This is a genomic window from Micromonospora sp. LA-10, from assembly GCF_051853095.1.
GTDB lineage: Bacteria > Actinomycetota > Actinomycetes > Mycobacteriales > Micromonosporaceae > Micromonospora > Micromonospora echinospora_A.
Map to the genome: position 1 here is coordinate 2,234,840 of NZ_CP195710.1, position 22,948 is coordinate 2,257,787.

At 72.2% G+C, this 22,948-nt stretch carries 16 protein-coding genes; 8 read left to right on the plus strand and 8 right to left on the minus strand.

Annotated features, from left to right (window positions below; genetic code table 11):
* Nucleotides 1-13: 13 nt before the first annotated feature.
* From ACSDG8_RS10365 to ACSDG8_RS10375, 3 genes are all read right to left on the minus strand, one after another.
* The gene (locus ACSDG8_RS10365; RefSeq protein WP_210893344.1) at nt 14-271 is read right to left on the minus strand and encodes a hypothetical protein; all 258 of its coding nucleotides are present in this window, start codon (nt 269-271) and stop codon (nt 14-16) included.
* A complete protein-coding gene (locus tag ACSDG8_RS10370) occupies nt 268-11,097 on the minus strand; it encodes a LamG-like jellyroll fold domain-containing protein (RefSeq protein ID WP_439427843.1) in 10,830 nt (3,609 codons plus the stop codon). The genes ACSDG8_RS10365 and ACSDG8_RS10370 overlap by 4 nt, the downstream gene beginning before the upstream one ends.
* Before the next feature lie 79 nt (nt 11,098-11,176).
* Nucleotides 11,177-11,677 carry a hypothetical protein gene (locus tag ACSDG8_RS10375; protein WP_439427844.1) on the minus strand — a complete coding sequence of 167 codons (501 nt, stop codon included), beginning with the start codon at nt 11,675-11,677 and terminating at the stop codon, nt 11,177-11,179.
* A gap of 243 nt (nt 11,678-11,920) precedes the next feature.
* Between ACSDG8_RS10375 and ACSDG8_RS10380 the strand changes: the two genes are divergently transcribed.
* The 4 genes from ACSDG8_RS10380 (at nt 11,921) to ACSDG8_RS10395 (ending at nt 15,614) form a co-directional block, all read left to right on the plus strand.
* Nucleotides 11,921-12,280, plus strand: a complete 360-nt coding sequence (locus ACSDG8_RS10380) for a YraN family protein (RefSeq protein ID WP_030500787.1) — start codon at nt 11,921-11,923, stop codon at nt 12,278-12,280.
* A 1-nt stretch (nt 12,281) separates the two neighbouring features.
* A complete protein-coding gene (locus ACSDG8_RS10385) occupies nt 12,282-13,802 on the plus strand; it encodes a YifB family Mg chelatase-like AAA ATPase (protein WP_210942842.1) in 1,521 nt (506 codons plus the stop codon).
* Nucleotides 13,799-14,977 carry a DNA-processing protein DprA gene (locus tag ACSDG8_RS10390; RefSeq protein WP_210942841.1) on the plus strand — a complete coding sequence of 393 codons (1,179 nt, stop codon included), beginning with the start codon at nt 13,799-13,801 and terminating at the stop codon, nt 14,975-14,977. The genes ACSDG8_RS10385 and ACSDG8_RS10390 overlap by 4 nt, the downstream gene beginning before the upstream one ends.
* Nucleotides 14,978-15,227: 250 nt before the next feature.
* Nucleotides 15,228-15,614 (plus strand): hypothetical protein, encoded by a 387-nt coding sequence (locus ACSDG8_RS10395; protein WP_210893394.1) that lies wholly within the window; start codon nt 15,228-15,230, stop codon nt 15,612-15,614.
* Between the two features lie 66 nt (nt 15,615-15,680).
* Here the strand turns inward: ACSDG8_RS10395 and ACSDG8_RS10400 are convergent, their stop codons facing one another.
* Complete coding sequence (locus ACSDG8_RS10400; RefSeq protein ID WP_210893396.1) at nt 15,681-16,022, minus strand: hypothetical protein; 342 nt, start codon at nt 16,020-16,022, stop codon at nt 15,681-15,683.
* Nucleotides 16,023-16,451: 429 nt separating this feature from the next.
* On the opposite strand from ACSDG8_RS10400, the gene ACSDG8_RS10405 reads away from it, so the two are divergent.
* On the plus strand, nt 16,452-17,378 hold the full coding sequence (locus ACSDG8_RS10405) for a tyrosine recombinase XerC (RefSeq protein ID WP_210893492.1): 927 nt from the start codon (nt 16,452-16,454) through the stop codon (nt 17,376-17,378).
* Between the two features lie 49 nt (nt 17,379-17,427).
* Complete coding sequence (locus ACSDG8_RS10410) at nt 17,428-18,609, plus strand: aminotransferase class V-fold PLP-dependent enzyme (protein WP_210893398.1); 1,182 nt, start codon at nt 17,428-17,430, stop codon at nt 18,607-18,609.
* 72 nt (nt 18,610-18,681) lie between these two features.
* Here ACSDG8_RS10410 and ACSDG8_RS10415 read toward each other — a convergent pair whose 3' ends face one another.
* Nucleotides 18,682-19,302, minus strand: coding sequence for a murein hydrolase activator EnvC family protein (locus ACSDG8_RS10415; protein ID WP_210893400.1), 621 nt, complete (start codon nt 19,300-19,302; stop codon nt 18,682-18,684).
* A gap of 137 nt (nt 19,303-19,439) precedes the next feature.
* On the opposite strand from ACSDG8_RS10415, the gene ACSDG8_RS10420 reads away from it, so the two are divergent.
* Both ACSDG8_RS10420 and ACSDG8_RS10425 read left to right on the plus strand, forming a co-directional pair.
* The gene (locus ACSDG8_RS10420) at nt 19,440-20,099 is read left to right on the plus strand and encodes a methyltransferase domain-containing protein (RefSeq protein WP_210893402.1); all 660 of its coding nucleotides are present in this window, start codon (nt 19,440-19,442) and stop codon (nt 20,097-20,099) included.
* Nucleotides 20,096-21,202 (plus strand): sulfite oxidase, encoded by a 1,107-nt coding sequence (locus ACSDG8_RS10425; RefSeq protein ID WP_210893404.1) that lies wholly within the window; start codon nt 20,096-20,098, stop codon nt 21,200-21,202. The genes ACSDG8_RS10420 and ACSDG8_RS10425 overlap by 4 nt, the downstream gene beginning before the upstream one ends.
* A gap of 25 nt (nt 21,203-21,227) precedes the next feature.
* On the opposite strand, the gene ACSDG8_RS10430 is transcribed toward ACSDG8_RS10425, so the two are convergent.
* From ACSDG8_RS10430 to ACSDG8_RS10440, 3 genes are read right to left on the minus strand one after another with little or no spacing between them, the layout of a single operon-like run.
* Complete coding sequence (locus ACSDG8_RS10430) at nt 21,228-21,551, minus strand: DUF2469 domain-containing protein (RefSeq protein WP_011905215.1); 324 nt, start codon at nt 21,549-21,551, stop codon at nt 21,228-21,230.
* Nucleotides 21,548-22,423, minus strand: coding sequence for a ribonuclease HII (locus tag ACSDG8_RS10435; RefSeq protein ID WP_210893406.1), 876 nt, complete (start codon nt 22,421-22,423; stop codon nt 21,548-21,550). Before ACSDG8_RS10435 ends, ACSDG8_RS10430 begins: the two co-directional genes overlap by 4 nt.
* Nucleotides 22,417-22,884, minus strand: a complete 468-nt coding sequence (locus tag ACSDG8_RS10440; protein WP_210893407.1) for an NUDIX hydrolase — start codon at nt 22,882-22,884, stop codon at nt 22,417-22,419. Before ACSDG8_RS10440 ends, ACSDG8_RS10435 begins: the two co-directional genes overlap by 7 nt.
* Nucleotides 22,885-22,948: the final 64 nt, after the last annotated feature.

Below are 22,948 nucleotides of genomic sequence, written 5' to 3' on the forward strand. Positions count from 1 at the left end.
TCGGAATCCGCATCTATTCTGTCGACGCATACCCGTCCGCGAGCCTCCGAAGATACTGAGAGATCAAAGGATCGCCAGAGGAACGTTCATCGGCAATACGGAGCAGGATCTGTCGGAATTCACCCACATCCTCGCCGGTCAGTTCGTCCAGGTAGTCACCCATGATCTGTTGAACCTCGACCGCAAAGCTCGGGTCAACTTCCTCCTCAGAAGCATGGTCCAGCATTTGAATAGCCGAGACCATTGCAACAATCACGGGGTCGAAGTTCATGGCGCCACCCTGACGTTGATATTTGTCACGCGAGCATCACTCAGCCAGCGTTGGGCCTTGGTCAAAACCGCCGCATTCGGCACCTCCCAGACCGCCTGGAGGCCATGGTACGCCGAGGTGGCTGCTTGACGCCGGGCTTCATCAAGCATGCTATCCGTGGTGAATGGCAGAACGTTGTTCTTGCGATCGATTATCTCATCGCCTAGGAGTCCGTCGAATTTGGCGGTGACGTTGGTGCCGTCGACAGCCGGCATCGACAGTCGCGGCACCAAATTCTGCCCGGTCAGTGGATCGGTACGGGCACCAGGTGTACGCGATTCATACTCAAACGCGCGCTGCCGGGCCGCGTTGGCGTACGGGCCCCCGCCCTCTCGTGCCCAATCGACGTGGTTGACGGCCTGAGTGCTGGCCGTCCCACACATGTTGTTGTTGTGGACCAGAACCGGCGTGTTGCCCGTCAACACGTAGTACGTGTGGATGTCGGCGACCGTCAGGTCGCGCATCTCCTCGTCGCCGACGTGGTTCTCGACCGCGACGACGGTGACCTCGCGTCCAGGTCCACCACCACCCATTCCGGCGCCGGTGCCGTCACCCTCCAGCCTCTTGTCGTCGTGGACGAGCAGCCGGTGACCCACTGCGAGCTTGGCGGCGTCCACCCACGCGCTGTCGGTGGCGTCCCAGAACGGGTGGTGCTGCGTGGTCTTCAGCACCGTCGTCTTGCCGGTGTCGTCCTTGACGGTGACGTTGGTGAGGTCACGGTCCCGGTTCTGGTGCAGGGCGGTGACCGGCTTCGCCGCCGTCCGCCCGGCCTCCGGATCGGTCGCCGCGACCTTGTCCCCGAGGGCGACATCCTTGATCGCCTTGCTGGACCCGTCGGCCATCAGCACTCGGGTCTGCGGGTCGAAGCTGTGCCGAGTCCGACAGCCCGGCGACCCACCGGACGAGGAAGCCCGCTCCTCCGTGCTCGAGCGCGGGCGGGCGGCCGGGTTCGGTCCGCCCGCGCCGTGCAGGTCATTGCCGCGGCCCAGCGACGGCAGCTTCCCGCCGAGACCTGGGGCCCGGCTGGCCCCGCCGGCGAGCATCTTGCTCGCGCCGCCGGTGAACTTGCTGATGCCGGCCGACAGCGCGCCGTCCAGGCCACCCTCGATCATGGTGCCGGCCAGCCCGCTCCAGGAGAACTCCTCGTCACCCCGGGAGACGTCGACCATGTAGCCGGCGCCGGAGGACATGGCCCCGGCGACCGCGCCGGCCAGGATCAGGCAGCCGACCCCGGTGGCGCAGAGCGCGCCGACCGCGACAGTGGCGGCGATCGCCACCGCTGCCGTGGCGACGAACTTCCACGGATCCTTCTTGATCGCCGCCACTGTGGATTTCACGCTCGCCACGGCGCGTTTGACCGTCTTTTTGGCAGCCTCCCGCACACACTTGGAGGTGCCCTTCTTCAAACATTTCTTCGTGGCGTTGTAGGCGTCGGAGACCTGCTGAACCTTTTTCTTCGCCCAGCGTTTGGTCGAGTCCCAGGCCACCCGACCAGCCTTCTTCAACTTCTTCTGGACCTTCTTGGCGCCCTTCTTGACGTCCTTCCACGCCTTGCCAGAGGCGACGTAGTGGTAGGTGTTCACCGTCGACCGGTACGTGCTGACGGCCGCCTTGTAGGTGTAGTTGACGACCTGTTGCGCGGCCGCGACCGGGCGGGTCACCACGTTGACGACTGACTTCCAACTCGGCAGGCCCCAGTGACCGGTCGGGTCGGTGGTGGTGAGCGGGTTCCCGTCGCCGTACTGGAAGCGGTTCGCGGCGATGGAGTCCGGCACCGGGTCGTTGGCCGCGGTGTCCCGGGTGTCGAACTGCCCGGTCGCCGGGTTGTACCAGCGGGCAAGCATGTTGACCCGGCCCGTGGCCGAGTCGGTCCACTCGGACTGGTAGCCGAGGTTGCCGAGCAACCCGGAGCCGGCGACGACATTGCCCAGCGGGTCGTAGGTCCGGGAGCCGCTCAGTGTTGTGCCGGTGGCGGTGAACTGCCCCACCACGTCGTCGTGCTGGTCGGTCCAGGCGTAGACCGAGTTCGCGCCGTTGCCGGCGCCGGTGGCCAGCAGCTCGCCGTTCGTTCCGCGGGTGTAGGTGGTCCCGGAGTCCTGGGCCAGGTCGTTGCCGAGGCCGCTGTAGCGGAATCCGGGCTGGATCGCCCGGCCCAGCGCGTCGTAGGAGTAGTTGCTGGTCCCGGTAGCGGACTGCTGCGACAGCACCTGCCCGAACGCGTCCGCGACGGTGGTGAGGACGCTGCCTCCGGACGACGTCTGCCGGAGGGTGCCCCGTGCGGTGTAGGCGTACGTCACGCCGTCGCTGGCCGTCGCCAGTTGGTTGCGGGCGTCGTACGTGAAGGTCCGGGAACCGGCCTGGGTCCGGTTGCCGGCGCCGTCGTAGGCGTACCCGATGGTGGTGCTGCCGTTGTTCCAGGACGTCAGCCGGTCGGCCAGGTCGTAGGTGTAGGTGTTCGAACCCGACCCGGCGAAGCCGGTGGTCACCTTCGACGTCTCGTTGCCGTTGTTGTCGTAGCCGTACGTGATGGAGGCCAGCGTCGTGGTGCCCGCGGCGTTCTTGAGCGTGTCGGTCTTGAGCCGTTGCAGGTAGTCGTAGCCGAGCGTCCGCACGTTGCCGGACCCGTAGGTCATGGTGGCGATCTGCGACATGACGTTGTAGCCGACCGTCAGGTTGACGCCCGTCGTGGTGTTGGCGGCGGTCCGCAGCCGGCCCGCGCCGTCGTAGCCGAACGTGGTGGCGCCGGCCGCGTCGCTCCGCGAGGTGACGTTGCCGTCGCGGTTGTACGCGTACGAGACGTTGTCCTGCGGGCCGGTGATGGACAGCGGGAGGCCGCGGTCGTCGTACGTGATGGTGTTGGTGCCCGCGGGAACCGACAGCGACGTGATCCGGCCCGCGTCGTCGTAGTCGAAGCTGCGGCTCGCGGTGGCCGCCTCGGCGCCGCTGCCGGTCTGACCGGTCAGCCGGCCGAGATCGTCGTAGTCGTTGTGTACCCGCACGCCGCCCGGCGCCATCTGGTCGGTCACCCGGCCGGCGGCGTCGTAGACCAGGCTGAAGGTGCGGTCGGCCGCGTCCGGGAACGCCGGGGTGGCCGGCTCGATCTGGGACTCCGGCTTGCCCCACGAGTTGTACGTGGTCCAGAAGGCCAGGGCCCGACCGTTCGTGAACCGGGTGCGGTTGCCGGCCGCGTCGTAGCCGAACGAGGTCTGGATCGACGTGGTGGGCGTGGTCGGCTGGTTCTCGCCGGTCATCCGCCCCATCGCGTCGTACGTGAACGTGGCCGTGGTGGTGCGGGCGTCCGTGGCCGAGGTGAGGTTGCCGTTGTCGTCGTAGACCGCCGACTGGGTGGTGAGCACCGCGTTGGCCGGGTCGAGCCGCTGCACCCGGGTCTGCCGGCCCGCCGCGTCGTACGTGACGACCTGCTTGCTGGAGTCCGGGTTGGTGGTCTTGACGACCTGCCCGAGACCGTCGTACTCCAGCAGGGTGACGTTGTTAGCGCCGTCCTTGACGCTGATCGTCTCACCCGCGGAGTTGTAGCCGTACGAGGTGACCACGCCCTCGGGGGTGGTGGTCTTCTGCAGCCAGGGACCGGTGCCGTACGCGCCGGTGCCGTAGTCGTTGACGCTGGTGTTCGTGGCCGGGGTGGGTTGGCGGACCACCTCGCTGCTGGTCAGCGTACGACCGAGCATGTCGTAGGTGGCGGTGGTCTTCGCGCCCGTCGCGTCGACCGATTCGAGCAGGTCACCGACCTTGTCGTAGAGCGCGGTCGCGGACCGGCCGGTCGGCCCGGTCACCTTCGTGACGTTGCCGAACATGTCGTATTCGAAGGAGGTGGTCTTGTCGAGCGGATCGGTGCTGGCGACGACCTGCCCCAGCTTGTCGTAGGTCGTCACGGTGCGGGCGCCCACGATCGGCGCGCCACCACCGGGCGGCGTGTAGTCGGGCAGGATCATCTGGCGCGGGCGGCCCAGCGCGTCGACCCGGCTCTGGGTGACGTTGCCGAGCGGGTCCTGCACCTCGACCTGCTCGCCGAAGGTGTTGTAGCCGATCCGGCTCACCGGGCGGGTGTTGACCGTCTCGGCGCCGTACGACTCCGTGGTGACGGTCGGCGCGACGGTCTGGACGGCCTGGTCCGCCTCGTCGTAGTCGTAGTTGGTGACGTTGTTGAGCGGGTCCTTGACCGCGGTGGTGAGACCGCGCTTGTCCACCGTGTTCACGGTGGTCATCTCGTTGGTCCACAGCGCCGCCGTGGCCCGGCCGTTGCCGCCGTTGTAGAGGGTGGACACCTCGGCTGCCGACAACGCCCGCTGGTAGGCCTGCACGTTGTCGACCGAGCCGACGAACGTGCTGCCGCCGGTGCTCCACGAGTTGCCGCCGATCGTCAACCCGGTGGCCGAGGCGAACGGGGTGGGATTGGTGGCCGAGGTGCCGGCGACGTTGTTGACGTACAGCGACATCCGCTTGGTCGCGGCGTCGAAAACCGCCACCATGTGCACCCAGGTGTTCGCGGCGACTGCGGTCGCCGAGGTCGCCGAGTAGGTGGTGGACGGCGAGGCGACGTCAGTGGCCGGGGCGCTGAACGCCCACTTCGCGAGGCTGCTGTTGTACTGGAGGGAGAACGCGGCGTTCTTGGTGCCGCCCTGCCCGACCGCGGTGTGGGTGGCGGTCAGGTTCCCGGCCCGGACCCAGGCCGACACCGAGTAGGACGCGGTGGTGTCCAGCACCTTGTTCGGGGTCTGCATGTAACCCGCGGTGGTGAACGTCGCCGCGCCGCCACTCGTGGTCACGTCCGATGCGCGGAACTCCATGTCGTTGTGCGACGGGGAGGAGTCGTAGCTGATGAACGGCCGCAGGGCGAGGAAGCCGAGGTTGTCGTCGTAGCTGGTCTCGTCGAGCTTCCACCAGCCGGCCGGGCCGCTGTCGGCGCTGCGGCCCACGCTGCTCGACGTGGGCCGGCCCATCGGGTCGTAGCCGGTGCGGGTGGTGCTCAGCACCGTGCGCTTCGCACCCGACATGGTGCGCGTCGCGGTGACGCGGTCGTCGCCGTCGTAGGCGTACGTGCTGATCCGGTCGACGCCGTCCGGGCTGACCGTCGACGAGACCACCCGGCTGGCCGGGTCGTAGAGGTAGCTGGTGGTGGTGGCGCCGTTGTTCTCCTTCTTGACGGCGAGGTTGCCGGCCTCGTCGTAGGTGTTCTCCTCCAGCACCTGGGTGGTGGTGCCGTCGGTCCGGCTGACCTTCTTCAGCTTGCCGTCGCTGTAGTAGTCGTACTTCGTGGTCCAGTTCATCGCGTCCGTCTCGGACGCCAGGTCGCCGTTGGCGTAGTAGGCGCGGGAAAGGATCTGCGTGGTGGTGCCGTCCTTGCCGGTCAGGGTGGCGGCGAGAACCTGCCCCTCGCCGTCGTACGTGGTGCGCAGCCGGCGCAGCACGTCACCGCTGGGGCACGGTGACGACGGCGCCGGGTTGCTGTCACAGGTCGTCTCGGTGGTCTGGTTGCCGTAGGCGTCGTACTCCTGGAGCGTGACGACGCCGACCGGGTCGACCACCTTGACCAGCCGGCCGCGCTCGTCGTAGCTGTTCGTCACGGTCCGGCTGGCGTCGCCGCCGGTGAGGTCCTGCTGGGTGCGGGTCAGCACGTTGCCGTCGGCGTCGAACGTGTCGACGGTGCGCAGCGTGTGCACCGCGCCGGTCACCCGGTTGGTCACCGCCGGCTCGGTGGACTCCGTCACCTGCCCGTCGGCGTCGTAGCGGAACGTGGTGACCAGCCCGGCCGGGTAGGCGTCCGAGATCACCTTGCGGCTCGTCGCACGCCCGAGACCGTCGTACGCGAACTCGGTGACCAGCCCCGCCGCATCGGTGATCTTGACGGCGTCGCCGGCGGCGTTGTACTCGGTCCGCTGGACCGCCCCGGCGGCCGAGGTGGTGGTGAGCGGCAGTCCGGGCGGGGTGACGCCGCCGCCCACCGCGGGCGTGGTCGCCGTCGTGTACGTCATCGACACGGTACGACCGGCCGGAAAGTCGGCCACCGGCGGCGACACCATCGAGGTGCGGTTGCCCGCGGTGTCGTAGGTGAACTTCGTGCGGTAGCGCTCGTCCTTGTCGTTGCGCGAACGCGGATCCCGGATATCGGTGATCTGGTCGTTGCGCGCGTCCGGCGTGAGCTGCGTCGTGGTCGCGTCCGGCCAGTAGCTGTAGTAGGTGGTGTCGCACTCGCTGAGCCAGTCGTCGTGCGGTCGCGCGCAGGTGGTCGAGCGGATCGTGTTGCCCCGCACGTCCTTGCCCGACTCGGTGAGCTGGCCCAGCGGGTCGTACTCCACAGAGGCGAACCCGCCCACGTCGTAGCCGTAGCTCGTGGTGTTGCCGAGCACGTCGGTCTCGGCGATCAGCCGGTTGCCGTTGACCAGGTCGAAGTAGCGGCTGGAGACCTTGTCGCCCGGATCCGTCACGGTGACCTTGGAGACCGGCGTGAGGGTCGGGCCGGTGGTGTCAGCAGTCGGCGACCCGACCGCCTTCGACGCCTCGTAGTGCGCGTTGACCTGGGCGGCGGTGAGCAGCTTGTCGTAGAACGCGAACTCGGCGATCTCACCGGTGAAGTAGCTCGTCGTGCCGGACGACCCAGGAAGCCCCGAGGTGTAGCCGGTGCCGATGTAGGCCGGATAACCGCCGCCCTGGTATGCCTCGTTCTTGGTCGCCACGAGCTTGTTGTCCAGGAACAGCGCCTGCCCGTTGGGCCAGTGCTTGCCCAGCACGACGTGATGCCATTTGCCGTCGTTGACCTTCGTGGAGCCCGAGGTCATCGTGATGGCGGCTCCGGTTTGCTCCAGGCCGCCCCGCAGCACACCGTCCGACCCGACGTACAAGGCGGGGATGTTCGACGATCCGGTGGGCGTGCTGTAGATGCTGTACAGAACGCCACTCTTGGTGGTGCCCGCCGGGATCCGGAACCACATCTCCACCGACGCGGGGAACTCCACGGTTCCGGCCGCGGTGGTGCCGGTGCCGCTGAGGTACGACGAGGTGCCGTTGAACCTCGCGCCGAACCGGTCCGGGAACGGGCTCGTGGTGTTCGGCTGCGAGGTGTCGAACGTGACGTTGTGGTACTGCATCGAGCCGCCGACGACCTCGTTCACCGCCTGGGCCGGGGCGTCGATGTCACCGAGGCGGAAGTAGTCGCGCGGGCGGGTGCCGAGGACCGCGGAGACGTAGCCCTGGCTGGACGAGATGCCCTGCGGCACACCGATCTTCCAGGCGCCGCCGTTCTCGTCAGTGACCTGGCTGACCCGGCCGGACACCGGGTCGTACGTGACCTGCGCCTGCACCCGGCCGGCCTCGCTGGTGATCTTCGACAGCGAGGGGGCCGCCGTGCGGCCGCTGTTCCACATCGCGGTCACGGTGCTCGCGGTCACGGCGCTGTTGAACATCGCCACCTCGGCGATCGACCCGCTGAAGAACGAGGCCGTCCCGGTGGTGTTCGGCTGCGCGGGCCACGAGCCGCCGAGGAACCCGGCGCCGACGTAGACGTTCGGCACGCCGGTGAAGGCCATGTTGATGGCGCCGGTCAGCGTGCCGGCAACCGAGCCGTCGAGGTACAGCGTCTGGCTGCCGCCGTTGCCGGAGAGCACCACGTGGTGCCAGCGGTCGTCGGTGACCACCGCGGCCGAGGCCAGCGCCGAGGCCGGGCTCACCAGGTACTCGCCGCGCAGCTTGCCGTCGGTGCCGATGTACAGCGCCGGGACGTACGCCTTCGTCGTCGTGGCGCCCGGCGTGACCAGATCGTCGGAGTAGCCGAGCAGCACCCCACCGGCGGTGCTGGTCTTGAACCAGAGGCTGACCGACTGGTACGACGCCTCGTTGATCGCCTTTTGCCGCAACTGCACGCTGGAGGTGGTGCCGTTGAATCCGGCCGCCGTCGCCGACGAACCTGCGAGCGGGCCCGGCGAGCCGAGGGTGACGTTCGTGTACGCGGCGTTGTCCGCGCCGTCGTTCGACAGGACAGTGCTCATTGCGCTGGTCGCACCGGCCGGCTCGTTCAACCGCCAGTACGAGTACGGCCCGGCGTTGAGCGTGGTCGCCTCGTACTGCGAGGAGGTGGTGTAGTCGTACCGGGTGCAGTCGGTCGTCGTGCCCGGCGGGCACACCGTCCTCAGCAGATCCTTGTTGTAGCTGTACCGCCAGGTCAGACGGGTGGCCGCGTCACCGGCGGTCACCGGGTCGGAGGTCACCTGCGCCACGTGCGGATACCCCGCGTCGGGCGGGGTCGACCAGCTGACCGCCAGCGTCCGGCCGGACGAGACGGAGGTGAGCAGGTCGACCAGCCCGTTCGCGTCGTACCGCAGCGTCTCCGCCCGGCCGGACGAGTCCGCGATCCGGGTGAGCCGGTAGACGCCACCACCGACCGAGCGGGTGAACTCGTACGCGGTGGCGTCCTTGTCGGTCAGCGAGTAGCCGCCGGTGATCGGCTTGAACACCGAGAACCGGCCGGACGCGGGGACGAAGACGCCGTTCGCGTTGCGCCCGAACGCGACCTCCTCACCCGAGGGATAGCGGACCGCGACGGTCTGCACCGCGCCGGAGGCGTCGGGCTGTTCCCGCACCTGCATGTCCAGCAGCGACGACCAGCCCTGACCGAACGCGCTGTCGGCCCGTACGTCGCGGCTGTTGTAGTCCCGGGTGATCGACAGCGCCGGACCGGCGGTGGCGACCTCGGCGTCGCTGTCCGAGGTGGTGTAGTTGCCGGTGCTCGGCTCGAACCCCTTGCCGCCGTTCTGGCCGAGGTCCGCGCTGATCATCGGCTGCGGAACGGCCGTGGTGAACGCGTACGCCACAGGTGTGGCCGGTGCCGTGGAGGACCAGTCGTTGACCTGGACCGTGTAGGTGTAGGTCTTGCCCCAGGACAGCGCGCCGGCGGGTACCTTCCACACCCCGCTCGTCACCCACCCGGAAGCGGCCACCTGCGTGCCGGCCGAATCCTTGACCACGAACGTGTAGCGCAGCCCCTTGTTCGGCCAGGCATCCGAGTCGCGGCCGCTCGCGGCCAGCTCCGGAGTCAGCGTGGAGACTGTGTAGTTGTCCGCCGGGTACCGCACGTCGATCTGCGGCGCGACGTTGTCGGTGTAGGTGACGTCGATGAACGGCGTGCAGGAGATCGTCCCGTACGTGGAGTGCGCGCAGTTCAACGGCGAGTTGGCCGAGGTGAACCGCTTCCAGGCCGTGGAGTCGGTCTCGCTGGCCTTGATCGCCAGCCCGTAGGTGCCGGCGCCGGTCACCCACTCGTTGACCTCGGTGGCGTTCAGCGGCACCGAGACCCACGTGCCCACGTTCCGGGTCTTGGCGGTGTTCCCACAGGCCGCCGTGTTCGAGGGTGAGGCGTTGCCGATCGAGGCGGAGAGGGTGGGGAACGTGCCGAACTTGACGGTGGAGGCGGCCCAGTTCTGCGTCACCCGGTAGACGTCGAACCGGCGTGCGACGCAGCCGGTGCCGACGCCCTGGTAGCTCATGAAGATGTTCAGGTCGGCCGCGCTGAGCCTCTTGCCCGCGTAGGTGCTGCCGAAGGTGGAGAACGGCAGCAGGGCCCGCGCCTTGCCGGTGGCGGTGCCGTCGAAGGTGCCGGCGGCCACGTTGTCCTCGCCGGAGCGCTGGGTCTCCGTGACGTCGGACTGCACGTACGTGTCACCGGTCGCCGTCTTGATCGTGCCGGTGGACGGGTCGAGCAGCACCGGGAACTTCCGCTTCGGGTCACGCAGCCACGCGCCGTCGATCGTGACCTTCAGCGCCTGCCCGGCGCCGTGCGGGACGAGGGTGTAGCGCACCGAGTGCGAGAGCGCACCCGTGCCGGACGCGTCCACGCTCGCGTCCTCCAGGTAGCCGACCGGCATCCGGGCCGCCTCGGTGCCGTCCGCCCGGAGGAACACCGCGTCGCCGTCGGTGTCGATAACGGCGGTCAGCCCACGCAGGCGCAGCGGATAGACGTACTCGGTGGGCGCCTTCGCCGAGTGCAGGACCAGCGTTTCCTTGACGTCGGTTCCGGTCACGGCCATCGTGACGTCCACGTCCGGCAACGCGCGTTCGTAGGTGAGCTCGTTGCCGTTCACCCGGGCGGTGGGCGCGACGGCGCCGGCCAGGTCGAAGCCGAGGCTGCGCTCGTCGTCGAGCGCCAGGTCGACCAGGGGTTGCCCGGCCTCACCGGCGGCGGCGAAGGTGACGCCGAGAGGATGCGCCTTGACGGTGAAGCGCCCGTCCGGCAGCCGGACGATCGCCGGGTCGATGGAGCGCCAGGTGCCGTCGGCGTCCCGCCAGTTGACCGGCCGCTGGTAGACGCGCCGGGTGACCGACCCGTCGGCGTTCTGGAAGACGTCCGACGTGGTGGTCGACGCCGCAGGCAGCCGCTTGCTGGTGCGGGGCTGGTAACCCTGCCGCCCGGGACCGGTCTGGCGCACCTGTCCGGCCGGCCGGTGAGGCTGGAAACGGGGCAGCTCCCCCTTGGCCCGCTCGCCGCTCGGCCGGGCGCGGTCGCGCGCCGCGGCGACGTAGTGCCCGCCAGGCGCCCGGCCCGCCTTCTGCTTCGGGGTGGGCGGCTCGGCGCCCCAGGACGGACGCAGCGACAGCATGTCGGTGAGCCAGCTGGTCGGCCATCCGTTTCCGGCGACCGGCGGCAGCGGCTCACGTGGCGCCGCGGTGAGCAGTGCCAGCGCCAGGATCAGGACTGTCGCGACCCGGCGCACGCCGCTTCGCACCGAGATCTGCCTGGCCGCCGTCGGGCGCAGGGCAGGATCGTATTGACCGCCCATGGCAGCCTCCCCCGTGGTAATCGAACCCAGCGGAAGCTTCCTGGACGTTTACTGAAAAAGCAATGGTCAATCTTGAAGATCATCGATCGGCGGCGGAGGCCACCTGGCGCTCCACGCCCGCCGCCAGATCCTCGGCCGATTCACCGGACACCGCCGGGACGGCCGGGTCCGGCGACACGCCGACCACGAGGTACTGCACGTCGGGGAAGCGCTTGTGTCCCGCGACCAGGGCCGCGACCGGCGCTGCACCCACCGCGACCACCATCCGGCAGCGCTGGACGCCGAGGGTGTTGAAGAAGCCCTCGGCATTCTCCGGCGTCTGCTTCCCGACCACCGCCAGGTGCTGGATCTTGATCGAGGTGGCCGACGACGCCCGTTGCATCCCCTGCCAGCTCGCCGCCGCCTCGGGCCCCGCCAGACCTCGGTCGTCGGTCAGCATGCAGGCCGTGAACGCCCGGTACTGCCGCTCGCGGGGCGGCGGGGCGGGGTCCGGCCAGAGCAGCCACGCAAGCGCCGCGACGGCCAACAGGCCCGCCGTCACAACCGCGACCAGCCGCCACCGTCTGTCCACTGCGAACACCGCGAGACTCCCCTCCGCCACGCCGGCTGCCACACCCGGCGGGAGCAAGATACGGCTCTCGGCGTCCGGCCGGTGCCCGGTCGCCCAGGAGCGGGCCGCCGACGACCTGGAGGCAGCGGGTCGCAGTCGGAGCCGTAGCACGTCGGACGCATGATCGTGAGCCCGTCCACAGAACGGTCGTCGTCCACAGGCCGAACCCACGCATCCCCCTGCGCCGGACCCGCCGCACGCATCCTGACCGGCATGACGAACCGGAACCGAGCCGTCGGCGCGTACGGCGAGCGGTGCGCGCTGCGGCACCTGATCGAGACGGGCCTGCGCCCGGTCGCCCGCAACTGGCGCTGCCCCGAGGGCGAGATCGACATCATCGCCTGGGAGGGCCCGGTCCTCGCCATCTGCGAGGTGAAGACCCGCCGCACCGAGCAGTTCGGCTCCCCCGCCGAGGCCGTCGTCGGGGCCAAGGCCCGCCGGCTGCGCGGCCTGGCCGCCCGGTGGCTCGCCGAGACCGGCACCACGGCGGACGAGGTCCGCTTCGACGTGCTGTCCGTCCGGCTCCCGCTCACCGGCCCCGCCCGGGTCGAGCACCTCCGCGGCGCGTTCTGACATGGGGTACGCGAAAGTGCTGAGCGTCGGCCTGGCCGGAGTCGCCGGGCACCTCGTCGAGGTCGAGGCGGACCTCGCCCCCGGCCTGCCCGCCGTGATCATCTCCGGTCTGCCCGACACCGCACTGCACGAGGCGCGCGACCGCGTCCGCGCGGCGATCGTCAACTCCGGCCAGAAGTGGCCCAACCGGCGGATCACCCTCAACCTGCTTCCCGCCACCCTGCCCAAGTACGGCTCGGCGTTCGACCTGGCCATCGCCGTCGCCGTGCTCGCCGGCTCGGGTGAGCTGCCGCCGGTCGCGCTGGACGCCACGGTCGTGCTCGGCGAACTCGGCCTCGACGGCGCGGTGCGCCCGGTACGCGGCACGCTGCCCATGGTCGCCGCCGCCGCCCGCGCCGGGCACACCCGCGTCGTCGTACCCGCCGGCAACGCCGCCGAGGCCGCCGTCATCCCCGGCGTACGGGTACACGCCGTCGACACGCTGCACCGGCTCGTCGCCCACATCCGCACCGGCGCACCACTGCTCACCCCGCCCGCTCCGGCCCCGGCCGGGACCCCACCCGGGCCGGACCTCGCCGACGTGGCCGGCCAGCCGCTCGGGCGGCGCGCGCTGGAGATCGCCGCCGCCGGAGGTCACCACCTCGCGCTGCTCGGCCCGCCCGGAGCCGGCAAGACCATGCTCGCCGAACGGCTGCCGTCGGTGCTGCCCGAACTGGACGACGAGGCCGCCCTGGAGGTGACCGCGCTGCACTCGATCGCCGGCCTGCTGCCGCCCGGCGGCGGGCTGCTGCGCCGTCCCCCGTTCCAGGCGCCCCACCACACCGCCACGGTGCCCGCCCTCGTCGGTGGCGGCTCCGGGCTGGCCCGGCCCGGCGCGGTGTCGCTGGCCCACCGCGGGGTGCTGTTCCTCGACGAGGCGCCCGAGTTCGGCAAGGGCGCCCTGGAGGCGTTACGGCAACCGCTGGAGAGCGGCCGGGTACGTGTGGCACGCACTCGCGGCGCCACCGAGTACCCGGCCCGCACCCAACTGGTGCTGGCCGCCAACCCGTGCCCCTGCGCGAAGCCGTCCGGCGACGTCGACTGCGAGTGCACGCCACTGGCCCGGCGGCGCTATCTGGGGCGGTTGTCGGGGCCGCTGCTCGACCGGGTGGACGTGCAGGTCCAACTGCGGGCGGTACGCGCGGCGGAGCTGTTGCGGACCGACGCCGCGCACGAGTCCTCGGCCACCGTCGCCGCCCGGGTCGCCGCCGCACGGCGGGCCGCCGCCGACCGCTGGGCGGCCACCGGGCACCGGGTCAACGCCGACGTCCCCGGCCCGCACCTGCGCCGGCCGCCGTGGCACCTGCCGGCCCGGGTCACCGAGGACCTGCGGCGCCGGCTCGACACCGGTTCGCTGTCCGCGCGCGGCTACGACCGCGTACTCCGGCTCGCCTGGACCATCGCGGACCTGGACGGGCGGGACCGGCCCGGCCGCGACGACGTCGCGGAGGCCATCCAGCTGCGGACGGGAGAGGCCGCGTGAGCAGCGACGAGACCAAGCTGGCGCGGGTCGCGCTCACCTGGCTCGCCGAGCCCGGCACCCGATCCGTGTACGCGCTGGTCGAGCGGATCGGCCCGGTCGCCGCGCTCGACCTGCTGCTGTCCGGCGGCGCGCCGGAGCGGACCCTGCGCTCGGCCGTGGCGGCGCGTGCCGCGGCCGGTGACGCCCGCGCGATCGCGGCGGAGGCGCTGGCCCGGGGCGAGCGTCTGGGCGCCCGGCTGGTCACCCCGGACGACGGCGAGTGGCCGGCCCAGGTGCGTGACCTCCGGCGGCTGGCGCTGTCCGGCGCCACCCGCCGGGTCGACGTGGAGACCGACCCGCCGCTCTGCTTCTGGGTACGCGGGGCGTGGCCGCTCGACGAGACGCTGGCGCATTCGGTGGCGGTGGTCGGCGCCCGCGCGGCCACCCCCTACGGCTCGCACGTCGCCACCGAACTCGGTTACGGCCTGGCCGACCGGGAGTGGACAGTGGTGTCGGGCGGGGCGTTCGGCATCGACTCCGCCGCCCATCGCGGCGCGTTGACAGCTGGCGGGCGCACCGTCGCCGTGCTGGCGTGCGGGGTGGACCGCCCGTACCCGATGGGCAACGCCGCGCTGTTCGACCGGATCGCCGAGACCGGCCTGCTGGTGAGCGAGTGGATGCCGGGCGCGGAGCCGCTGCGGCCACGGTTCCTCATCCGCAACCGGGTGATAGCGGCGGCGACACGCGGCACGGTGCTGGTGGAGGCGGCGGCGCGCAGCGGCGCCACCCAAACGCTCAACCGGGCGCTCGGCCTCCGGCGCCAGGCCATGGTGGTTCCCGGGCCGGTCACCTCCGCGATGTCGGTCGGCGGGCACGAGGTGCTGCGCGAGCGGCCGGACGCCCGGCTGGTCGCCAACCTCGCGCACGTGCTGGAGGAGGTGGGGCGGATCGGGTACGACCTGGCCCCACCGGCCCGCGCGCCCGAGCGCCCACGGGACCGGCTCGACGAGGAGGCCACCCAGGTGCTGGAGGCGTTGCCCCGTCGCCGGGCGCTCGACCTGGAGAGCGTCGCCGCCCGGGCCGGCGTCGACCTGCGTACCGCGATGCGCAAGCTGTCGCTGCTCGAAGAGCTGGCGATGGTGGTGCGCCGCGACGGCGGGTACGCGCTCGCCCCGCCACCGGCCGGCCCGACGTGAACGTCCGGCGCACCCCCTCGGAACCGCCCTGCGACGGGGCCGTGGGACCGGCCTCGGTCTCCTAGGATCACCATTTCCCGCGCGGCGGAGGCCGGTGCGGGATCGATCACGCCGGGCCGGGCGCCGTCACGGGGAGAAGGATGACTGGGGCAGCGAACCGTCGAATACGTCCACAATGGCGACAGCCACGCGCCGAGGTGCGGCTCGCCGTGCCGGCGTCCGCCGTCGCGCAGGCGCGTGGAGGTGGCCGGTGAGCACGCAGGAGACCTCGCGCCGCAACCCGGCGGCGGGCCCACCCGGATCGGGGCGTCGGGCGCTCGGCGGCATGCTGGTCGTCGTCAGCCTCTTCGTGCTGTTCTTCGCGTTCCTGTCCCACCGCGACATCGGTGACTACGACCCGAACGGCCCGACGATGTGCGGCGAGGAGGTGATGACGCCCCGGGACCGGTGCATGTTCGGCGCGGGCGACGGCTCCTACGCGGCGCAGAAGGCCGAGGCGGAGAAGCAGCACGACCTCGACCTGATGGTCCGGAACATCGGCTTCGTCGCCGGTCCGGCGCTGTTCGTGGCCGGAGTCCTGCTGATCGTGTGGGGCACGCGGCGGATCCGGGCCACGCGGCGACCTGCCGAGGGCTGAGCCGGCACCGCGACGCACCGCGACGGGACGGGACGGGACGGGACGGGACGCGCGATCGTCGCGGTGTCAGTCGCCCTCGAACCGGATCTCGGTGTCGCGGCGCTCCGCGCAGCGGCGGGCAAGGCGGGCCAGCCGGCGGATGTGGTCGGCCTCCGCCGGCGCCCGGGCCACCTCGGCCAGGCACCGCAGATCGGCGAGCAGTTGTGCCATCCGCTCGGTGTCCACCGTCAGCTCGCCGAGCGGGTCGACGCGATCCAGCAGCGGAGTCCGGCCACCTCCGCGGACCCGGGCCAGCAGTCCGAGCAACACGTCCTGCGGGTCCGCGACGACCTCGATCGAGACGTACGCGGGCCGGCGACGACTGCTGCCCGCCGATATCTGTCGGTAGAGGACCGCGTCCACTCCCACTCTCGGCCCCTTTTCGTACCGGGCGTCACCGTCGCGGGACGCAGCTGTCCGATCGCGGCCGGATCGGCCACCCGTGGGGCGCCGGCTCAGCCACGCTGCCGTCCGGTTGCCGCCCTGTGCCTGGCCGCAGGATGAGTTTCCTCTGTCCAGGGCCGCTTTAGCCACCCTGCTCGGCGCGGCGCGAACGTCATGCCGCAAGGCGCGGGCGCGCAGCGGCGCAGGGCGCCAGCGGACGCGACGGGGCCGACGGCTCGGCGCTGCGGCCGCCGTGCAGCGCGGACGCGACGATGTCGCACCAGGTCACCCGCCGTACGCTGGACCGGTGATCGCTGCCCGCCTCCGGTACGCCCGCTTGCGCCAGGTCAGGGTGCCGCGGTGAGCCGGCGACAGCGTGGCACCAGGGCCGCGCACGAGGAGCTGCCGGCGTCGATGCGCGAAGCGGTGGACGACTTCGCCGACCACCTGTCGCGGGTGCGCAACCGATCCGTCCACACCGTCCGCGCGTACGTCACGGATCTCGTGTCGCTGCTCGACCACGCGGTCCGGATGGGTTGTGCCGAACTGCCGGAGCTGGACCTGGCCGTGCTGCGCAGCTGGCTGGCGAAGCAGCGGACCATGGGCGCGGCCCGGACGACGATGGCCCGCCGGGCCGCCGCTGCCCGGACGTTCAGTGCCTGGGCGCACCGCACCGGCCTGCTCGCCGACGACATCGCCGCGCCGCTGGCGAGCCCTCGGGCCCGGCGGGACCTGCCCACCGTGCTGCGGGCCGACCAGGCCGCCGCCCTGATGGACGCGGCCCGGCCCGCCGACGCCCCGCAACCTCAGAGAGCACTGGGCGCGGATACGTCCGAAGCCGTGCTGTTGCGTGACCGGCTGCTGCTCGAACTGCTCTACGGCACCGGGGTACGGATCAGCGAGGCCTGCGGCCTGGACGTGACCGACGTCGACCAGGACCGCCGGGTGGTGCGCGTACTCGGCAAGGGCGGCCGGGAGCGGTCGGTGCCCTACGGGGTGCCGGCGCAGCGGGCGCTCGACGCGTGGCTGAGCGTCGGGAGGCCGGCCCTGGCGACGCCCGGCTCGGGCCGGGCGCTGCTGCTCGGGGCGCGGGGCGGGCGGCTCAACCCGACCACCGCGCGGCGGATCGTGGCCGACTGGACCGAGGCCGCCGGAGTGCCCCGGGTGACGCCGCACGGGCTGCGCCACTCGGCCGCCACCCACCTGCTCGAAGGGGGCGCGGACCTGCGTGCGGTACAGGAGCTGCTCGGGCACTCGTCGCTGGCGAGCACGCAGATCTACACGCACGTCTCGGTGGAGCGGCTGCGCGCGGCGTACCGGCAGGCGCACCCCCGCGCCTGACCGGCGGAATCCGGCCGGGTGATGATCCATCTCGGGCTAGGATCGACGGATGACGGTGCCGCAGCCGCCCGAGCCGATTCCCGGTGCTCGGCTGCTCTTCTCCCTCGATCCCTCCGTCAGCCACCTCAACCACGGCTCGTTCGGCGCCGTCCCGATCGCCGTGCAACGCGCCCAGCAGCGCCTGCGCGACGAGATGGAAGCCAACCCGCTGCGGTTCTTCACCCAGGGCCTGGTCGACCGGATCACCCACGCCCGGCGGCACCTGGCCACGTTCCTCGGCGCGGACCCGGACGGCACCGCGCTCGTCGGCAACGTCACCGCCGGCGCGGCCGTCGTGTTGCAGTCGCTGGCGCTGCGCCCCGGCGACGAGATCCTGACCACCGACCACGGGTACGGGGCGGTGGCCCTGTCGATCGCGCGGGAGTGCGCCCGCACCGGGGCGGTCTCGCGCACCCTCCCGGTGCCCTTGACAGCCACCGACGAGGAGGTGGTCGAGATCGTCCGAACCGGGTTGCGCCCCGGGCGTACCCGGCTGCTCATCGTCGACCAGCTCACCTCGCCGACCGCCCGGCTGTTCCCGACCGCGGCGCTCGTCGCCGTGGCCCGGGAGCAGGGCGTGCCGGTGCTGGTGGACGCCGCGCACGCTCCGGGCATGCTGCCGGCCACCGTCGCGTCGATCGGCGCCGACTTCTGGGTGGGCAACTTGCACAAGTGGGCGTACGCGCCGCGTGGCACCGCCGCGCTGGTGGTGGCGCCGTCGTGGCGGGAGAAGGTCCAGCCGCTCGTCGTCTCGTGGGAGCAGGACAGCGGCTTCCCGACCCGGGTGGAATGGCAGGCGACGCTCGACTACACCGGCTGGCTGGCCGCCCCGGTGGGGCTGTTCACGCTGCGCAGCCTCGGGGTGGACCGGGTACGCGCGCACAACGCGGCGCTGGCCGCGTACGGGCAACGGGTCGTCGGGGACGCGCTGGGTGTGGCGCCCGAGCGGCTGCCGGAGCCCGGCGGACCGGCTGTTGCCATGCGTCTCGTGCCGCTGCCGCCGGGCGTCGCGACGACCCTGGACGCGGCCCGGGAGCTACGCGCCCGGATCGCCGACCGGCTCTCCGCCGAGGTGTCGGTGGCCGGCTGGAACGGACGCGGCTACCTGCGGCTGTGCGGCCAGGTCTACAACACCCCCGACGAGTACGACCGGCTGGCAGTGCGGCTGCCCACGCTGCTCGCCCAGCGCTGAGCGGCGCGTCCGGCAGGGACAGGTCGACCCCGGCGAAGTCGGGCGGGCCCGGACCGGCAGCGGCGCCGCCGTTCACGGACCGGCCGCCGCGGGGCCGGAGTCGGCGCGCGGGTCGAGCGGCAGCAGCCGGACCTGGCCGAGCCCGAGCAGGGCAAGGGGATCCAGGTACTCCGCCCCGCGCCGCAGCCCCCAGTGCAGGCAGGCCGCGTCGGCGCAGCCGGGATGCCCGGCGAGCAGGTCACCGATCGGGGTGCCGGCGTCCACCCGGGTGCCGGCGGTGACCCGGGACCGGACCGGCTCGTAGGTGGTGCGCAGCCCGTCGTGGTGGCCGACGGTGAGCACCGGCCGGCCGGCGACCGAGCCGGCGAACAGGACGGTCCCGGCGCCGGCCGAGCGGACCTGCGCGCCCGGCACGGCGGCCAGGTCCACGCCCCGGTGCCCGGACATCCACGGCTGCGGCGGCGGGTCGAACCGGCGTGCCACGCGGGGCGGACCGGGCAGCGGCCACCGGAACCGTCCGGCGGCCGTCGGCCCGCCGGGCGCGCCCCGGTATCCCGCCGCCGAGACACCCGCTGCCGCCGGACGATCAGGGCCGCCCGCCGCCACCAAACCCTCAGGGGCCACCCCGGAGCCGCCCGGCAACAACACGGCGAGCACGAGCACCAGGCCCCTGCCGGCCCGACCGAAGGACATTCGCACACCGCGTACCCTGACCGGTCGCGCGCTGCCCCGCACGCGCCACGCGGCCGTCCTGTGGACGACGCCCCTACTGTGGACGAGCGCCGGAATCGGGGCGGATCTGCTATGGCCGGGACGCCTATGCTGGCCGGGTGACGAAGGACTGGTACGCCTGGCACCGCGACTACGACCAGCCCGAGTCCGCACTGGCGCGGCGGCTCGACGAGGTACAGCAGCGCGTCGCCGAGGCGCTCGATGCGGCGCCGCCCGGTCCGCTGCGCGCGCTCAGTCTCTGCGCCGGCCAGGGCCGCGACCTGATCCCGGTGCTGGCCGCCCACCCTCGGGGCGGCGACGTGACCGCGCTCCTGGTCGAGCTGGATCCGCGCAACGCGGACCTGGCCCGCCGCGCCGCCGCCGACGCGGGACTGACCGGCGTGGGGGTGGTGACCGGGGACGCCGCGCTGACCGACAGCTACGCCGACCTGGTCCCGGCGGATCTCGTGCTGGTCTGCGGCATCTTCGGCAACATCACCGACGACGACATCCGGGCCACGGTGCGGCACTGCGCCTCGCTCTGCGCCACCGGCGGCACGGTGCTGTGGACCCGGCACCGGCGCGAGCCGGACCTGGTGCCGGTCATCTGCGAGTGGTTCGCCGCCGAGGGGTTCACGCCCGTCGCGGTGGGTAGCCCGGCCGACGGCGTGGGCGTCGGCGCGCACCGCTTCACCGGCACTTCCCGCCCGCTGGCGCGCGGCGAGCGGATGTTCGAGTTCGTGGGCTACGACGTGCTGGAGCGGACGGAGCAGCAGTGACCACTGTGGGCGACGCGAGCCGACCCGCCCGGGTGGCCGGGCCGGACGAGGCGATCAGCGCCGAGGAGCTTCAGCTCGCCGCGCGTAACCACGGCATTCCGCTGGAGGCGTTGCGCTACGACGTGACCCCGGCGGGCCTGCATTACCTGCTCATCCACTACGACATCCCGGACGTCGACCCGGCCGCGTACGCGCTGACCGTGTCCGGGGCGGTCGAGCGTCCACTGCGGCTGGACTTGGCGGCGCTGCGCGACCGGCCCCGGGTGACGCACCGGGTCACGCTGGAGTGCGCCGGCAACGGCCGGGCGCTGCTGCATCCCCGGCCGGTCAGCCAGCCGTGGCTGGTGGAGGCGGTGGGCAACGCCGAGTGGACCGGTACGCCGCTGGCGCCGCTGCTGCGCGAGGCCGGGCTGTCCGGCGACGCGGTGGACGTGGTGTTCACCGGCGCGGACCACGGCGTGGAGCGCGGCGTCGAGCAGGATTACCAGCGGGCGCTGCCGGTGGCCGACGCGCTGCGCGAGGAGGTGCTGCTGGCGTACGAGATGAACGGCGCTCCCCTGCTGCCGCAGCACGGCGCGCCGCTGCGCCTGATCGTGCCCGGCTGGTACGGCATGGCGCACGTGAAGTGGCTGCGCGACATCGCGGCGACGACCGAGCCGTTCGACGGCTACCAGAACGCGGTGGCGTACCGGTTGCGGCGCGACGCCGACGATCCCGGCGAGCCGGTGACCCGGATCGAGCCGCGTGCCCTGGTGCGCCCGCCCGGGTTCCCGGACTTCATGTCCCGTACCCGGGTGGTGCGGCCGGGGCCGTGCACGGTGGACGGCCGGGCCTGGTCCGGGCACGCGCCGGTGACGTCCGTCGAGGTGACGATGGACGGTGGCGGGACGTGGACGGCGGCGGTCCTGGACGAGCCGGCCGGGGGCGAGTGGGCGTGGCGCCGGTGGTCGGTGACCTGGACGGCGGCCCCGGGGCGGTACGTGCTGGGCGCCCGGGCTACCGACGCCTCGGGGCGGACGCAGCCGGTGGAGCAGCCGTGGAACCGGGGCGGGTTCGCGAACAACCTGGTGCAGCGGGTCGAAGTGGTGGTGCCGGAGCGGTGATCCGGGGCGGCGAGCCGCCCGGGGATCAGCTCCCGAATCCGGAATCTGCGGGAAGCGAGATGTCGGGCTTTTCGAGCTCTTCCACATTGACGTCCTTGAACGTCATTACTCGGACGTTCTTGACGAAACGGGCAGGGCGGTACATGTCCCACACCCAGGCGTCGTGCATCTCGACCTCGAAGTAGACCTCACCGTCCGAGTTGCGGACGTGCAGGTCGACCTGGTTCGCCAGGTAGAAACGGCGCTCGGTCTCCACCACGTAGGAGAACTGGCGGACAATGTCGCGGTACTCCCGGTAGAGCTGCAGCTCCATCTCGGTCTCGTACTTCTCGAGATCTTCCGCGCTCATCGCACTCCGCCTTCCATGACCACATCTTCCCCCACCGACGCCGGAGGTCGCGGCTGCTCGCCCAACGCCACGCCGACGGTACCCCCTGCCGCGCCGGAGCGCCCCATCGGCTCGTCCGGGCGCCCGGCGAACGCACCGGGCCCGAGTCCGGGCAGCCCGGCCGCGGGCTCGGGCAGCGCCGCGTCGGCACCCGCCGGGCGGCGGGCGCGGGGAGGCCGGCCGTCCCGTCCGGAGACGGCGGCCACATTCACGTACGAGAAACGGTGCTCCCGGCAGGGCCCGAGCGCGCGCAGCGCGGCGCTGTGCTCGGCGGTGATGTAGCCCTTGTGCTCGGCGAAGCCGTAGCCGGGGAACCGCTCGTCCAGCTCCACCATGATCCGGTCCCGGGTGACCTTGGCGAGCACACTCGCCGCCGCCACGCAGGCGGCCACCCGGTCACCCTTCCAGACCGCCAGCCCCGGCACGTCGAGCCCGTCGACGCCGAAGCCGTCGGTCAGCACGTACTCCGGGCGGGTGGTCAGCGAGGCGAGCGCCCGGCGCATCGCGGCGAGATTGCACACGTGCAGGCCGCGGGCGTCCACCTCGTCGGCCGGGATGACCACCACCGCGTACGCCAGCGCCCGCGCCACCACCTCGTCGTGGACGCGCTCCCGGGCGGCCGGGGTGAGCAGCTTGGAGTCGGCCAGCTCGTCGATCTCGCCGCGGCGCCCCTCGGGCAGGATCGCGGCGGCGGCGACCAGCGGCCCGGCGCAGGCACCCCGGCCCGCCTCGTCGGCACCCGCCACGTACCGGAAGCCCCGCCGTTGCAGGGCCCGCTCCAGCGCGTAGAGGCCGCCGTCGCGGCGCACCACTGTGCGCGGCGGGGTCAGCATGCGCCGCCTCCCGTCAGCACGGTGCCGAGCCGGCCGGGCAGGTCCGGCGGGTAGTAGCGCTCGGCGGAGGCGGCCAGGTCGGTCACCGTCCACCAGCGGTGCCCGTGCACGCTCGCGCGCTCGATGTCGTTGAAGCCGGTGGTGTCGACCTCCCAGCCCGCCACGCGGACCAGGTAGAACTGCTGCTCCTGGCGGTACCAGACGCCGTCGAACGGGAACTCGACGGTCTCCGACCAGACCGGCGCGCCCAGCTCGGCCGGGGCCAGCCGCAGGCCGGTCTCCTCGGCCAGCTCACGGGCCGCGCCGTCGGCCGGGGACTCCCCCGCGTCCAGCCCGCCGCCGGGGGTGAACCAGTAGCGGTGACCCGGCCGGGCCGGATCACTGCCCTCGAAGAGCAGCACCCGGTCGGACGCGTCGACCAGCAGCACCCGGGCCGCGCGACGAGGGGTGTAGACGGTCACCGCACCAGCCTGCCAGACGGCTGCGACGAACGACCACGCCCTCCCGCTGGCGGCCGGGGGTGGG

Excerpts from the sequence above, each read along its gene's own strand:
- ACSDG8_RS10415 (WP_210893400.1), bottom strand. The coding sequence starts at position 19,302 with ATGTCCTTCGGTCGGGCCGGCAGGGGCCTGGTGCTCGTGCTCGCCGTG.
- ACSDG8_RS10430 (WP_011905215.1), bottom strand. The coding sequence starts at position 21,551 with ATGAGCGCGGAAGATCTCGAGAAGTACGAGACCGAGATGGAGCTGCAG.
- ACSDG8_RS10385 (WP_210942842.1), top strand. The coding sequence starts at position 12,282 with ATGGGGTACGCGAAAGTGCTGAGCGTCGGCCTGGCCGGAGTCGCCGGG.
- ACSDG8_RS10380 (WP_030500787.1), top strand. The coding sequence starts at position 11,921 with ATGACGAACCGGAACCGAGCCGTCGGCGCGTACGGCGAGCGGTGCGCG.
- ACSDG8_RS10365 (WP_210893344.1), bottom strand. The coding sequence starts at position 271 with ATGAACTTCGACCCCGTGATTGTTGCAATGGTCTCGGCTATTCAAATG.
- ACSDG8_RS10370 (WP_439427843.1), bottom strand. The coding sequence starts at position 11,097 with ATGGGCGGTCAATACGATCCTGCCCTGCGCCCGACGGCGGCCAGGCAG.
- ACSDG8_RS10410 (WP_210893398.1), top strand. The coding sequence starts at position 17,428 with ATGACGGTGCCGCAGCCGCCCGAGCCGATTCCCGGTGCTCGGCTGCTC.
- ACSDG8_RS10435 (WP_210893406.1), bottom strand. The coding sequence starts at position 22,423 with ATGCTGACCCCGCCGCGCACAGTGGTGCGCCGCGACGGCGGCCTCTAC.
- ACSDG8_RS10405 (WP_210893492.1), top strand. The coding sequence starts at position 16,452 with ATGCGCGAAGCGGTGGACGACTTCGCCGACCACCTGTCGCGGGTGCGC.